This window comes from Micromonospora sp. NPDC003197 (assembly GCF_053590565.1).
The window spans coordinates 44,699-59,366 of sequence record NZ_JBSFTE010000010.1 but is presented as its reverse complement, the minus strand read 5'-3'; the positions used below and the strand labels follow the sequence as shown (position 1 = coordinate 59,366).

General features: G+C 69.2%; 11 protein-coding genes. 7 read left to right on the top strand and 4 right to left on the bottom strand.

The window, feature by feature from the left end; all coding sequences use genetic code 11:
• Positions 1-93: 93 nt before the first annotated feature.
• The 3 genes from ACWDV4_RS13380 (at position 94) to mshC (ending at position 2,827) form a co-directional block, all read left to right on the top strand.
• Positions 94-669, top strand: coding sequence for a DUF3090 domain-containing protein (locus tag ACWDV4_RS13380; protein WP_449977885.1), 576 nt, complete (start codon positions 94-96; stop codon positions 667-669).
• Positions 666-1,484, top strand: coding sequence for an SCO1664 family protein (locus tag ACWDV4_RS13375; protein ID WP_449977883.1), 819 nt, complete (start codon positions 666-668; stop codon positions 1,482-1,484). The genes ACWDV4_RS13380 and ACWDV4_RS13375 overlap by 4 nt, the downstream gene beginning before the upstream one ends.
• A gap of 101 nt (positions 1,485-1,585) precedes the next feature.
• Positions 1,586-2,827, top strand: coding sequence for a cysteine--1-D-myo-inosityl 2-amino-2-deoxy-alpha-D-glucopyranoside ligase (gene mshC, locus ACWDV4_RS13370; RefSeq protein ID WP_449977881.1), 1,242 nt, complete (start codon positions 1,586-1,588; stop codon positions 2,825-2,827).
• A 70-nt stretch (positions 2,828-2,897) separates the two neighbouring features.
• Here the strand turns inward: mshC and ACWDV4_RS13365 are convergent, their stop codons facing one another.
• The 3 genes from ACWDV4_RS13365 to ACWDV4_RS13355 all read right to left on the bottom strand — a co-directional run bounded on the left by ACWDV4_RS13365 (position 2,898) and on the right by ACWDV4_RS13355 (position 5,911).
• The gene (locus ACWDV4_RS13365) at positions 2,898-3,689 is read right to left on the bottom strand and encodes a GntR family transcriptional regulator (protein WP_449977878.1); all 792 of its coding nucleotides are present in this window, start codon (positions 3,687-3,689) and stop codon (positions 2,898-2,900) included.
• A 183-nt stretch (positions 3,690-3,872) separates the two neighbouring features.
• Complete coding sequence (locus ACWDV4_RS13360; protein WP_449977876.1) at positions 3,873-4,889, bottom strand: methyltransferase; 1,017 nt, start codon at positions 4,887-4,889, stop codon at positions 3,873-3,875.
• 152 nt (positions 4,890-5,041) lie between these two features.
• On the bottom strand, positions 5,042-5,911 hold the full coding sequence (locus tag ACWDV4_RS13355) for a PAC2 family protein (RefSeq protein ID WP_449977874.1): 870 nt from the start codon (positions 5,909-5,911) through the stop codon (positions 5,042-5,044).
• 289 nt (positions 5,912-6,200) lie between these two features.
• Here ACWDV4_RS13355 and metH point away from each other — a divergent pair, with 289 nt between their 5' ends.
• Positions 6,201-9,713, top strand: a complete 3,513-nt coding sequence (metH, locus tag ACWDV4_RS13350; protein ID WP_449977871.1) for a methionine synthase — start codon at positions 6,201-6,203, stop codon at positions 9,711-9,713.
• Between the two features lie 43 nt (positions 9,714-9,756).
• Here the strand turns inward: metH and ACWDV4_RS13345 are convergent, their stop codons facing one another.
• Entirely contained in the window at positions 9,757-10,809 is a 1,053-nt protein-coding gene (locus ACWDV4_RS13345; protein ID WP_449977869.1) for a branched-chain amino acid aminotransferase, read from the bottom strand.
• A 531-nt stretch (positions 10,810-11,340) separates the two neighbouring features.
• On the opposite strand from ACWDV4_RS13345, the gene ACWDV4_RS13340 reads away from it, so the two are divergent.
• The 3 genes from ACWDV4_RS13340 to ACWDV4_RS13330 all read left to right on the top strand — a co-directional run bounded on the left by ACWDV4_RS13340 (position 11,341) and on the right by ACWDV4_RS13330 (position 14,596).
• Positions 11,341-12,069, top strand: coding sequence for a neutral zinc metallopeptidase (locus ACWDV4_RS13340; protein WP_449977867.1), 729 nt, complete (start codon positions 11,341-11,343; stop codon positions 12,067-12,069).
• A gap of 320 nt (positions 12,070-12,389) precedes the next feature.
• A complete protein-coding gene (locus ACWDV4_RS13335; protein WP_449977864.1) occupies positions 12,390-13,781 on the top strand; it encodes a cytochrome P450 in 1,392 nt (463 codons plus the stop codon).
• A 161-nt stretch (positions 13,782-13,942) separates the two neighbouring features.
• On the top strand, positions 13,943-14,596 hold the full coding sequence (locus ACWDV4_RS13330; RefSeq protein WP_449978211.1) for an HAD family hydrolase: 654 nt from the start codon (positions 13,943-13,945) through the stop codon (positions 14,594-14,596).
• Positions 14,597-14,668 lie beyond the last annotated feature (72 nt).

Genomic DNA, 14,668 nt, shown 5'->3' with positions numbered 1-14,668 from the left:
TGGTCGATGGATGGCTGGCCGACCGGGGCGCCTGGCGGCGATTCGGGTCGGTGCGCTGCGCGCCGCCGAAGTCGGCCGGATAGGGTCGTGGGTATGACCCACCAGGTGCACGCCTTCGAGCCGCCAGAGCGGTTCGTCGCCGGGACTGTGGGCGCGCCGGGGGAGCGCACCTTCTTCCTCCAGGCGCGTGGCGGTGGCCGGCTGGTCAGTGTCGCGCTGGAGAAGGTCCAGGTGTCGCTGCTGGCGGAGAAGCTTGAGGAGCTGCTCACCGAGGCGCACCGTCGGTTCGGGGTGGAGTTGCCCGAACCGACGGCGGCGTTGCCCGACAACGACCCGCTGGACACCCCGGTCGACGAGGAGTTCCGGGTCGGGACACTGGGGCTGGCATTCGACGTCGACACGGCCACCGTGGTCATCGAAGCCATCGCGACCGGCGAGGCGGAGATCGAACTCGGGGGTGCTGAGGACGCCGCCGCCGTGGACGAGGACGAGGAGCCCGCCGAGGATCTCGACCGGCTACGGGTGCGGTTGACCCCGGCGGCGACCCGAGACTTCATCGAGCGGGCGCGCCGCGTGGTGGCGGCTGGCCGTCCCCCGTGCCCGCTGTGCGGCCAACCGCTGGATCCGGCCGGTCACCTTTGCCCGCGCCACAACGGCTACCACCGGTGACTTCGTCCGACCTGCGGCCCGTGCTCGACGAAGACGACGCCCTACGCCTGCTCCGAGGTGGCGAGTTCGAGTTGGAGGGTCGGCTGGTCGACGCCTCCAATACGACACTTCGTGGCTTCCTCACCCTCGATGGGGTGACCGCCCGGTGTGTCTACAAGCCGGTACGCGGCGAGCGGCCGTTGTGGGACTTTCCCGACGGTACGCTCGCCGGCCGGGAGGTCGCCGCCTACCGGGTCTCCCGTGCTACCGGCTGGGGCTTGGTCCCGCCGACGGTGCTGCGCGACGGGCCGTTCGGTCCAGGTGCCTGCCAACTGTGGATCGACGAGTCCCCGGACGCCGAAGCACTGGTCGGGTTCATTCCGGCGACGAGTCTGCCGCCCGGCTGGATCCGGATCGCCGCCGCGCAGGACGAGGAGGGGCAGGCATATCTCCTCGCCCACGCCGACGATCCGCGGCTGGCGCGGATGGCCGTACTCGACGCTGTGATCAACAATGCGGATCGTAAGGGCGGGCATGTGCTCTCCGGCCCGGCCGAGCGGATCTACGGCGTGGACCACGGGGTCTGTTTCCACGTCGAGGACAAGCTGCGTACCGTGCTCTGGGGGTGGACCGGACAGTCCCTGCCAGAGGCGGCCGTCGAGGTACTGACCCGGCTCGCCGGTGACCTCGCGGGCCCGCTCGCCGAGGAACTGGCCGACTGCCTCGCCGTGGCGGAGATCGCCGCAGTGTCTGCCCGGGTTACCCGACTGCTGACCCTCGGGCAGTTCCCGGACCCACCCGAGGCCTGGCCAGCGATGCCCTGGCCACCGATCTGACCCGGCTACGCCCCTCGACGTAGGCCGCCCGATTCGGTGCTGTCACCTTGATCACCTCCACCCCGGAATCACCCGTGCCCGGCGCTGGCTAGGCTGGCGGCATGGAATCTTGGGCGGGGCACGAGGTGCCAAGGCTGCCGGGAACCGGCCAGCCGCTCGCATTGTTCGACTCGGCGCGGTGCGCCGTCCATCCCACCACTCCGGGTGCGACGGCGACGATGTACGTCTGTGGCATCACGCCCTACGACGCCACCCATCTCGGCCACGCCGCCACGATGATCGCTTTCGATCTGGTGCAGCGGATGTGGCGGGACGCCGGCCACGCGGTGACGTATGTGCAGAACGTCACCGACATCGACGATCCGTTGCTGGAGCGGGCCGAACGCGACGGTGAGGACTGGGTCGTACTGGCCATGCGTGAGACCGCCCTGTTCCGGGAGGACATGGAGGCGTTGCGGATGATCCCGCCAGCGCACTACGTGGGCGCGGTCGAGTCGATTCCGGACATCGCCGAGCGGGTACGGGCGCTGCTCGACGCTGGTGCCGCCTACCGGCTCGACGACGGCACCGGTGACATCTACTTCGACATCGCCGCAGCTCCCCGGTTCGGCTACGAGTCGAACCTGTCGCGGGCCCAGATGCTGGAGTTCTTCGCCGAGCGCGGCGGTGACCCGCAGCGGCCCGGCAAGCGCGACCCGCTCGATCCGCTGCTGTGGCGGGGCTCCCGGGAGGGGGAGCCGGCCTGGCCCGGCGGGACGTTGGGCCCCGGCCGTCCTGGCTGGCACATCGAGTGCGCGGCCATCGCCCTCAAACTGCTGGGCGACAGCATCGACGTCCAGGGCGGCGGCAACGATCTGATCTTCCCGCACCACGAGTGTTCGGCGGCCCATGCGGAACGGCTGACCGGCACGGAACCGTTCGCCCGGCACTACGTACACGCCGGCATGATCGGGCTCGACGGCGACAAGATGTCCAAGTCCCAGGGCAACCTCGTCTTCGTGTCCCGGCTCCGGGCCGACCAGGTGGACCCGATGGCGGTGCGACTGGCGCTGCTGGCCGGCCACTACCGGACCGACCGGCAGTGGACCGACGACCTGCTCAAGGCGGCGGAGCAGCGGCTGGCCCGGTGGCGGGAGGCGGTCGAGGCCGCTGCCGGGCCGTCCGGGGCCGACCTGCTGGCCGGCGTACGGGACCGGCTCGCCGACGACCTGGACTCGCCGGGCGCGTTGGCGCTGGTGGACAACTGGGCGGCGGGTGCCCTCGCTGGCGACGGCACCGACGAGGCGGCTCCCGCGCTGGTGGCCGCGACCGTCGACGCGTTGCTCGGGGTACGCCTCCGGTAGTCGGCCGGGCCAGGTCACGCCGGGTCTGGCCCGGCGTGACCTGGCTGGGTACGGTCCGGCCGTACCGGCCTCAGCCGAGTACGAGACCGGGGTCCGGGTCGGCGTCGGGAGTGGGGGCGGGGATCCGATACTCCTCGGTCAACGTGGTCATCGGCCCTGGCCAGGTCGCCTGGGAGACCTCGATCGGCCTGCGCCGCTCGTCGTAGGCGACGTGTAGCAGGTGTAGCACCGGGGTGTCCGGGCGGATCCGAAGGATCTCCGCCTCCTCCCGGCTGGGCTGTCGGGCGCTGATCTGGTCGGTGGCTGACACATACCGTCGGCCGATGACCTCCTCCGCTTCCTGATAGAGGGGACGGCCGAAGGCTTCCGGGCGTTCCAGGGAGGTACCCGCCGCGTCAGCGACGCGGAACCAGGACGCGCCGACCTCGACCGGGGCGTCCTCGGTGCGTACCAGGTGGCGGCGGACCACCAGCTCGGTGCCGTCCGCGACGCCGAACGCGTCGGCGACCTCGGCCGGCGCGGACGCCCGACCGACCTCGATCAACTGTTGGCGGTAGCGTGCGGCGAGATCGGCGTGGTAGCCCCGGTGGCCGCCGTACCGCCCGCGGGAGAGTCGGTTGAGGCGTCGGCGGGTGCCGCGTACGAATGTGCCGGAGCCCGGCTTGGTGATCAGGATTCCCTCGACCCGGAGCTGGTCGATGGCCCGTTGCACGGTCTGCTTGGCGACGCCGAACATTTCGGCGATGCCGGGGATCGAGGGCAGCCGCTCGCCCGGTGCCCAGTCGCCGCGACGTACCCGTTCGCGCAGTTGAGCGGCGATCTGACGATGGGGGAACTCCGCCGCCCCCGGGTTGATCTCCATCCGTGTCCTCCCCTTCAGGCTGCCCACACCTACAACTAGGTTCCTAGGATGCGGTAGGCGGTGTGAGGCGGACGGCGGACACGCCGAAGTCCGCCTCACGTTCGTGATCGGTCCAACCCACGATCGCCAGCCAATGATCGTCAGTTAACGATCACAAGCCAGCGACCGACGGAAGCGACCCGGCTAGCGCTTACGCGCCACGACCGCCCCGTTGGCTCCCGGTGCATCGAACGTGATCAGCTCTACCTCGGTGAATCCGGTGTGGGTGAGCCATGCGGCGTACTCCGCGCCGGAGTAGTTCTTGCCGCCCTCGGTCTCCACGAGCATGTTCATGCCCATCAACGCTGCTGCTGGGGGACCGGTGCGCTCGTCGTTGAGCAGCAGTTCGGCGATCACGATCGCACCGCCGGACGGTAGTGCCGCGTGACACTTGGCGAGCAGGGCCAGATTGGTCGGCTCGTCCCAGTCGTGCAGGATCATGCTCAGCAGGATGACGTCGTGTCCGGTGGGCAGTGCTGGGTCGGCCAGGAAGTCGCCCGGAACCGCGGTGACACGTCCGGTCAGGCCCGCCTCGACGATCTTCTTGTCGGCGAGCTGACAGACGTGTGGCAGGTCGACGATCGTCGCGCGCAGTCCGGGAATCCGCCGGCACAGCTCGATCGGGAACGCGCCGGCACCTCCGCCCACGTCGAGCAGTCGACTGTGCGGGCTGAAGTCGTAGGCCTCGGCCAATGCCCGAGCAGTGAAGATCGAGGTCGAGTACATGGCGTCCCAGAAGAGGGCGAGCATGCCGGGGTCGCTGCCGTCGAAAAGTGAACTCTGGGTCTGCGGATCCCAGGTGATCGGCCGGTCGGTCCGCAACGCCTCACCGACCCGGTGCCACGGCAGGTAGGTGCGCTCGTCGCAGTAGCGCACCTGGCCGCCGAAGTAGTACGGGCGGCCCTGCACCAGGAACTCCTCGGCCAGAGCGGAGTTGCGGTAGCCGGCACCGGCCTTCTCGAGCAGGCCGAGTGACGCGCACGCGGCCAACAGCAGGTCGGCGGGGCGCTCGGCCAGGCCGAACTCGTCCTCCATCTCCGGTACGGAGATTGTCCGGCCGTTGGCCAGTCGGGTGAACAGGTCGAGTTCCACGGCTACCGCGAGGGTCTTGAAGCTCCAGAAGCCACTTACGAGCTGCATCAGGGGAGTTGGGTTGATCATGTGCATATATGATCAGCGTCTCACCCCGAGCGGCGAGATGTGTCAATTAATCGACACGAATGTCCTGCTGGAGTTGCAGCTCGCCCCGGCGGCCCGCCATCCCGTTCCGGGGAGCGGCGACCGCCAGGATTTCGGTGCGCTGGCAGATACGCTCACCACGAGCCGGCGGTGGGCCCGGCTGAACCGCCCCGTCGCCGCAGGTACTTCTCGAACTCCTGGGCGATCTCGTCCCCGGTCAATGGTTGGATCCCGGCGTCACCCACCCGCTCCTCCAACTCGCGGACGTACTCACCCAGCTCGGCGTCCTGGTCGGCGGCGGCGCGTACCCGCTTCTCCCACTCGGCGGACTCCTCGGCCAGGTCGGCCACTGGCACGGGTAGATCCAGCAACTCCTCGACCCGGTGCAGCAGGGCGAGGGTGGCCTTGGGGCAGGGCGGGTTGTTGGCGTAGTGCGGTACGTGCACCCAGAAGGAGACCGCGTCGACCTCGGCCCGCGTCGCGGCGTCGTGCAGTACGCCCACGATGCCGGTGGGGCCGTCGTAGCGGGTCGGGGTGAGCTGGTACCGCTCGGCGGTGTCTCGCATGGAGGCACTGCCGCTGATCGGCAGCGGCCGGGTGTACGGCACGTCGGCCAGCAGCGCCCCGAGCAGCACGATCCGATCGACCTCAAGGCTGTGGCACAGCTCCAGCACCTGCTCACAGAAGGTGCGCCAACGCATGCTCGGCTCGATGCCGCGGATGAGCACCACGTCGCGCTCGGTGCCCTCCGGGCTGGCGAGCATGAACCGGGTGGTCGGCCATTCGATCCGGCGAGTCTCGCCCTCGGCCATCGTGATGGTCGGCCGGCTCACCTGGAAGTCGTAGAAGTCCTCGGGGTCCAGCGCGGTGATCTCCCGGGCCTGCCAGACCTGCTCCAGGTGTTCGACGGCGGCGGTCGAGGCGTCAGCCGCGTCGTTCCAGCCCTCGAAGGCCGCGATGGCCACCGGTGACCGCAGTACGGGCAGCCCGTCGAACTCGGTCACGCCGTCACCTCGCTGTGCTTACCGGCGCCGGACCGGACATCGTCTACGACGGCTCCCGAGCGTTGTCCGGTGGTGGCGTCCCTGTTGTCCCTCACAGCTGTCAGCCTACGTGCCTGATCGGGATGCGGCCTGCCGGCCGCGCCGGTCGGTCGACGGGGTCACCGGTGCGGCCGGTGGGGACGAGGTAGGACGTCCGGGTGCAGACCGGACAGCGCGATCCAAGTCACAGTATGTGGGAGGCTGCGCCCGGCATCCAATGACCGGCGGGTACCGGTATTAGCCTGGCTGAATGCAGACTTCGCTGCTTGATGCGCTTGCCAGCCGGGTCCTCATCGCCGACGGAGCGATGGGGACGATGCTGCAGGCAGCCGACCTGAGCCTGGACGACTTTCAAGGTCACGAGGGCTGCAACGAGATCCTCAACGTCACCCGCCCGGACGTTGTCCGGTCGGTACACGACGCCTACTTCGAGGCCGGGGCGGACTGCGTCGAGACCAACACCTTCGGTGCCAACCTCGGCAACCTGGGGGAGTACGGCATCGAGCACCGGATCGTCGAACTCTCCGAGGCAGGTGCCCGGCTCGCCCGCGAGGTGGCTGACCACTGGTCGACCCCCGACCGGCCCCGGTTCGTACTGGGTTCGATCGGTCCGGGGACGAAGCTGCCGACGCTGGGGCACAGCAGCTACGCCACGCTGCGCCAGGCGTACCTCGACAACGCGGCGGGCCTGCTGACCGGTGGGGCGGACGCGCTGATCATCGAGACCTGCCAGGACCTGTTGCAGGTGAAGGCGGCCGTGGTCGGTGCCCGTCGGGCGATGGCCGACGCCGGTCGCAGCGTGCCGCTGATCTGCCACGTCACGGTGGAGACCACGGGCACGATGCTGCTGGGCAGCGAGATCGGTGCCGCGCTCACCGCTCTGGAGCCGCTGGGGATCGATCTGATCGGGCTCAACTGTGCGACCGGGCCGGCGGAGATGAGCGAGCACCTGCGCTATCTGTCGCAGCACGCCCGGGTGCCGCTGTCGGTGATGCCCAATGCGGGTCTGCCTCAGTTGACCTCGAACGGGGCCTACTACCCGCTGACTCCGGACGAGCTGGCCGAGGCACTGGATCGCTTCGTGCACGAGTACGGCGTGGCGCTGATCGGCGGCTGTTGCGGGACGACCCCGGAGCACATTCGTACGGTGGCCGAGCGCCTGCACGGCGCGGTGCCGGCGGCCCGCCAGCCGCAGGCCGAGCGTGGTGTGTCCTCGATCTACCACCACGTGCCGTTCAAGCAGGACGCCAGCGTGCTGATGGTGGGGGAGCGGACCAACGCCAACGGGTCGAAGGCGTTCCGGGAGGCGATGCTGGCCGCTGACTGGCAGGCCTGCGTGGAGATCGCCCGGGGCCAGGCCCGGGACGGCTCCCATCTGTTGGATCTCTGCGTCGACTACGTCGGCCGGGACGGTACGCAGGACATGCGGGAGCTGGCCGGTCGATTCGCCACCGCCTCCACCCTGCCGATCATGCTGGACTCCACCGAGCCGGCGGTGATCGAGGCCGGGTTGGAGATGCTCGGCGGGCGCTGCGTGGTCAACTCGGTCAACTTTGAGGACGGCGACGGTCCCAACTCCCGTTATGCCCGGGTCATGCCGGTCATCAAGGAGCACGGCGCGGCGGTGGTGGCGCTGCTGATCGACGAGGAGGGGCAGGCTCGGACCGCCGAGTGGAAGGTACGGGTCGCCGAGCGGCTCATCGCGGACCTGACCGGCCGATGGGGGCTGGCGCTGTCCGACATCCTGATCGACGCGTTGACGTTCCCGATCGCCACCGGTCAGGAGGAGACGCGCCGGGACGGGATCGAGACGATCGAGGCGATCCGGGAGATCGCCCGTCGTCATCCGGGGGTGAACTTCACTCTCGGCGTCTCCAACGTGTCGTTCGGGCTGAACCCGGCGGCCCGGCAGGTGCTCAACTCGGTGTTCCTGCACGAGTGCGTGCAGGCCGGTCTGACCAGCGCGATCGTGCATGCCAGCAAGATTCTTCCGATGTCGAAGATCCCCGAGGAGCAGCGCGAGGTGGCGCTGGACCTGGTCTACGACCGGCGCCGGGAGGGCTATGACCCGGTGCAGCGGTTCATCGAGTTGTTCGAGGGGGTGGATGCCGCCTCGGCTCGGGCTAGCCGCGCGGAGGAGCTCGCCAGCCTGCCGCTGGACGAGCGGCTCAAGCGCCGCATCATCGATGGTGAGCGCAACGGTCTGGAGGCCGACCTCGACGAGGCGTTGACCACCAGGTCCGCTTTGGTGATCATCAACGACATCCTGCTGGATGGCATGAAGGTCGTCGGTGAGCTGTTCGGTTCGGGGCAGATGCAGTTGCCGTTCGTGCTGCAGTCGGCTGAGGTGATGAAGTCGGCGGTGGCCTATCTGGAACCGCACATGGACAAGGCCGACGATGCCGGCAAGGGCCGGATCGTCCTGGCCACGGTCAAGGGCGATGTGCACGACATCGGCAAGAACCTGGTGGACATCATCCTGTCCAACAACGGCTACGAGGTCGTCAACATCGGCATCAAGCAGCCGATCAACGCGATCCTGGATGCGGCCGAGGAGCACCGGGCCGACGCCATCGGGATGTCCGGGCTGCTGGTCAAGAGCACGGTCATCATGAAGGAGAACTTGGCGGAGATGGCCGCCCGGGGGGTGGCCGAACGGTGGCCGGTGCTGCTGGGCGGTGCCGCGTTGACCCGCGCCTACGTCGAGGACGACCTGCGCGCCATGTTCCCCGGTCAGGTGCACTACGCCCGGGACGCGTTCGAGGGACTGTCCCTGATGGACCGGGTGATGGCGGCCAAGCGGGGTGGCGCCGCAGTGGTGGATCCGGAGCGGGAGGCGGCGCTGGCGGCCCGCCGGGCTCGCCGGGAGCGGCAGCGGGCCATGGTCACCGAGGCGTTGCCCGACCTCAACGACGCGTCGGTACGCTCTGACGTCGCCAGCGACGCCGAGGTACCGAAACCGCCGTTCTTCGGCACCCGGGTGGTGAAGGGCATTCCGCTGGCCGACTACGCGGCGTTGCTCGACGAGCGGGCTACCTTCCTCGGGCAGTGGGGGCTGCGTGGCGCGCGCGGCGGCTCCGGTCCCTCCTATGAGGAACTGGTGGAGACCGAGGGCCGGCCCCGGCTGCGCTACTGGTTGGACCGGTTGACCGCCGACAAGGTGCTGGAGGCGGCGGTGGTCTACGGCTACTTCCCGGCGTACTCCGAGGGCAACGAACTGGTGGTGCTCGACGAGAACGGGCACAGTGAGCGGGCCCGCTTCACCTTCCCCCGGCAGCGGCAGGAGCGGCGGTTGTGCCTGGCCGACTTCTTCCGGCCCCGGGGTGAGACGTTGGACGTGGTGGCGCTGCAACTGGTCACCGTCGGCCAGCCGATCAGTGAGTACACGGCGAAGATGTTCGCCCGGGACGAGTACCGCGACTATCTGGAGGTGCACGGCCTGTCCGTGCAGCTCACCGAGGCGTTGGCGGAGTACTGGCACCAGCGGATCCGGGCCGAGTTGACCCTGCCCAGCGGTCGTACCCTGGCCGAGGAAGATCCGGCGGATCTGGCCGGTCTGCTGCGTACCGACTATCGGGGCTGTCGGTACGCCTTCGGGTATCCGGCCTGTCCGGAGCTGGCGGACCGGGCGAAGATCGTCGAACTGCTGGGGGCGGAGCGGATCGGCGTGCAACTGTCGGAGGAGTTCCAGCTGGTACCGGAGCAGGCCACCGACGCGATCGTCGTACACCACCCGGAGGCCAGCTACTTCAACGCCAAGTGACGGATGGAGCGGAGGCACACCTCGTGCCTCCGCTCCATCCGGCTCAGGGCAGGCTGACGCCGTCGACCTTGTGCATCCATCGGTGGGAGTCTGGTGAGTGCCCGTACTGGATTGCCATCAGGGCGTCGAGCATCATCGTGGTCACTGGACCCGCACCCTCGGCCGGCAACCGGCGTCGGCTGTGCTCGGTGACGAAACCGCCGATCGGTACGACGGTGGCGGCGGTGCCGCAGGCGAACGCCTCGGTGATCGGGGAGTCGGGGTCGAGGAGTTCCGCCAGGGCGATCGGGCGCTCGGTTACCTTGAGGCCCTGGGCTCCGGCCAGGGCCAGGAGCGCGGCCCTGGTCGAGCCGTGCAGGATGGTGCCCCCGAGTGGTGGGGTGAGGAGTTCGGGCTGCTCGCCCGCTGGCTGCCGGACGCAGAAGAAGTTCATCGCGCTGAGTTCCTCGACCCAGGTGCCCTCGGTTGCGTCGAGCCACAGCACCTCGGGGCAGCCACGGGCGATGGCCGCAGCCTTGGCCGGCATGCTGCCGGCGTAGTTTCCGGCGCACTTCGCCTCGCCGGTGCCGCCGCTGGCCGCGCGGGAGTGGCGGCTTTCGCACCACACGTCGATGGCGGCGGCGCCCGAGGCGAAGAAGTGGTCCACGGGCGAAGCGATCACGGCGAAGAGGTATTCGGTGGCGGCGCGTACCCCGAGGCTGGCCTCGGTGGCGATCATGAATGGCCGTAGGTAGAGGCTCTGCCCGAATCCGCCCGGGACCGCGTCGGCGTCGGCGCGTACCAGGAGTTCGCACGCCTCGATGAAGGTGTCAGGGGGCAGTTCCGGCATGGCCAATCGCGCCGCGCTGCGGGCGAACCGCTCCGCGTTTCGGTGCGGGGTGAACAGGGCTACCGTTGCGTCGGGCTGTCGGTAGGCCTTGAGGCCCTCGAAGATGGCCTGGCCGTAGTGCAGGGACATGGCGGCCGGATGCAGGCTCAGTGGCGCGTTTCGGGTCAGCGACAGCGGTGTCCAGCCGGTGTCCTGGCTCCAGTTGGCCACCACCATGTGGTCGGTGAACGTTACCCCGAATCCCAACCGTGCCGTTGCGACTGTCACCTATGGCCTCCATGGGCAGCATCAATGAGAAGAGGAACGGCATGGTCGACGACCACAGCGGATGGTGGAAGTAGTCGTCTCCGCCGAGGACCATCTCGGGGATGGAGCGATAGTGCGAGTACGGTACTCCGCCGGGCTGGCCACACGGAACCCTGATCATCGACTCCTCAACCCCGGTAGAGCGAACGGTTCGCGTTTGCGCGCGCTTTGGGCACGCAAGATTAAAAAGGGGCTGACCTCCCGGAACGCGGGGAATGCCCGGCCCGTCCACCATCCTTTGTGGATATTCCGCTCGGCCTGCTGTGGACGCCTGTCCGCTACCTGGATGACAGGGAGGTCGAGGGTGAGGCAGTCGAAGTCGCCGTCGCGACACCACCGGATTGTGCCGGCGGCGGCGGATGGGTTCCGCCTGGCGGCACCCGAGGTGGCGAATCGTGCGATATGTGCTGGTGGGAGGTGGTGGGCCGGGGGTGCGGACGGGAATTATCGGCCTCGTTCGGTGTCGTTGCGGCAGCGAGGAGGGGGCTGGTAGTGAAACAGGTGGAGCGCGGGTCCCAGCGGATCCGGACCCTGGGCGGCCTGCTCGCCGTACTGGTCGTGACCTTGGCTTGCGGACTGGGACCGGACGGCGATCCGGGTGGCGCCCCGGGACCATCGGCGGGGTCGCAGGACGGGACGCAGGACGGGACGATGACCGTGGCGGAGTTCGAGCGGGATGTCCAGGGGGCCGTCGAGGTCGCCGAGCAGTACTGGCGGCAGCGGCTTGCGACATCCGGGCAGCAGTTCGAGGCGATTCGTCGGGTGATCGCCTACCAGCGGGACGGTGAGCTTGCGTGTGCCGGGGAGTCGGTGCCTCGCAACAACGCCGTCTACTGTCCAGCCGGGGACTTCATCGCGTACGACGTCAACTGGGCGGTGGCGGCGTTCCGGCAGATCGGGGATGCCTTCCTGTTCTATCTGCTCGGTCACGAGTACGCCCACGGCATCCAGGTCCGGTTGGGCATCCGGTATGAGTTCACGATCCAGCAGGAGTTGCAGGCCGACTGCATGGCCGGGGCGTACATCGGTGATTCGGTGCGGGCGGGGTCGTTGGCCCTGGCCGATGGTGATCTCGACGAGTTGCGCAGCGGGCTGCTCGCGGTGGGCGACGCCCCGGGGCAGCCGTGGTTCGCCGAGGGAGCCCACGGTACGGCGGAGCAACGTACCGCCTCGTTCTTCGCCGGGTACGAGCGATCGCTGGCCGCCTGTGAGCTGAAATGAATCCAGATCTGGCGCTCGTTGTTCTCAGCTGGTTAGACTTCAGCAAATTTCGATCGATCTATCGAAGCTGGAGGGAGACGGCATGCTTCGCTACCTGACTGCGGTCAAGCGGCGCGCCACCCGGGCGACGCGTGGCACCTGGTACTACTACCCGATCTACTGACCAGAAACGACAATCGATGCCCACTGCCGTACCGGGCGGGGCGGACCAACCCGGTGACCAGGGCGGTGGGCATCGGCGTGGCTAGACCGCCGATGAAGCGTGGAGGTGTCCGATGACCTCGTGGTGGAGCCGGCTCGGCCGGAGACGACGTGCCGAGATGGGATCCGTTCCAGTGCCCGGCCCGAAGGGGCTGCCCTACGTCGGTTCCGCACTGGACTACGAGGACGACCCGCTGGGCTGGATGATCCGGACCCGGACCGAGTACGGCGACGTGGTGCGGCTCGACCCGGAGAGCATCGTGGTACACGATCCGCGACTCGTCCACCACGCCCTGATGGAGACGAACGCCGACTTCATCCTCGACAACTCCTTCGTGGGCGGCCGGCGGGGCCGGAAGGAACTCCTCGACGGGCTACCCGAATGGATGTCGGTCCGCCGTTACCTCAACCGTGGCGTCGTCCGGCCAGTGCTGCTCGCCCACGTCGGGCGGATCGAGCAGCGGATGAGACGTACCGTTGGCTCGCTCGCAAACCAGGACATCGACCTCTTCGACGAAGCCCAGCGGATGCTCGGCGCGGCCACCGCCGACTACTGCGTCGGCGGCGGTGACGACGACGTGGACGCGGTGGCGCGGGCGGTCGAGGAGGTGTTCTGGGCCTCGCTCGACGTTACCGACAGCAAGGAGTCCCGGGTTCCGATCGGCCCCCGGCCGGTGGCCCGGCGGGCGCGGGCGCTCAACACCAACCTGGTGGAGACGCTGACCGACCTGGTCGTCCGCCGCCGGGCCGAGTCCCGCCCGGAACAGCCCCGGGACGTGCTCGACGGCCTGCTGAACCATCCGCTGAACCTGCCGGACCGGGAGGTCGTCGGCGTGGTCCGCCTGCTGATCGTCACCTCGCACGGGCCGGCCGGCGCGGCCCTGTCCTGGTGCCTGCTGCGCCTCGCCGAGCAACCGACCCTGCTGAGCGCGGTCCGGGACGAGATCATGACCACCCCGGTCCACCCGGACCGGCTGCCCGGGGAGGATTGGCCGTTGACCTCCGCCGTGCTCAAGGAGACGCTGCGGATGCATCCGCCGAACTGGGCGATGGGCCGGACGGTGGCCGTACCCACCTCGCTCGGACCGTACCGGCTGCCGGCGGGTGAACGGGTGCTCTTCAGCCCGTACCTGATCCACCGCGATCCCCGCCACTGGACCGACCCGGAGATCTTCCACCCCGAGCGGTGGCTAACCGCGACCCGTCCGCACAGCGAGCACGCGTATCTGCCGTTTGGCGCCGGTACCCGGGTCTGCCCGGGTGCCCGGCTCGGCCCGGTGCAACTGGCCATCGCACTGGCGACGATCATCCGCGATCATTCGCTGATGTTCCCCCCGCTGGACACCATCCGGCCGGCGACCAGCACGCTGCTGGTGCCAGTGGACGCGATCGGTCGGTGGGATCGGCTGGTCGGCGCTGCGCAGAGCACGCCGGTCGATGCGGCCTCGACCCCGTCCCCGGGAGTGCCGGTGGTCGCCGAACGGTCCGGACGGAACCACACCGAATCCTGAGGAATGGGCCACACCTGGCGGCCGGGTCTGGGATCGTCGCCGGTCGGCGGGGAATGATCGAAGGATCGTCCCGCCCGACCGGGGCACCTGACCATCACCCGGCCATCGGGAAACCCGCCGGGCCTGCCCAGGAGGACATTCTGACCATCCATCCGGCTGCCGTGCTCTTCGACATGGACGGCACACTCATCGACAGTGAGCGGATCTGGGAAGTCGCGCTGCACGAACTGGCGGCCAACTACGGCGGCCGGCTGTCGCAGACCGCCCGGTTGGCCATGGTCGGTAGCAGCATGGCCCACTCCATGACCATCCTGCACGAGGACCTCGGACAACACTGGCGGGACCCGGCGGTGGGCGCCGCCTGGCTGGAGCAGCGGGTCGCCGAGCTCTTCGTCGACGAACTGCGGTGGCGGCCCGGTGCCCTCGCCCTACTCGAAGCGGTACGCGCGGCGCGGATTCCCACCGCCCTGGTCACCTCGACCACCCGGCCCCTGGTCGAGGTGGCGCTGGACACGCTCGGCCGGGACCGGTTCGACGTCGTGGTCTGTGGCGACGAGGTGCCCGCAGCCAAACCGGATCCCGCGCCCTACCTGACCGCCGCGCAGCTGCTGAACGTGTCGATCGACCGGTGCGTGGCGATCGAGGACTCGCCGGCCGGGGTGGCCAGTGGGCTGGCCGCCGGGGCGGCGGTGCTGGCCGTACCCGGTGACGTGCCCCTCGACGTCGCCGACGGCGTACACCTGCTGGAGAGCCTGGCCAACGCGGACCTGGCACTGCTGGGCCGGCTGCTGACCCCGCTGGATCTGCGGCCCTGACCCGGTGCGGGTGCCGAATATTGAGGCGGGGCGGCGTCTGTTCGCGACGCCGCCCCGCCCCACCCCCGATCC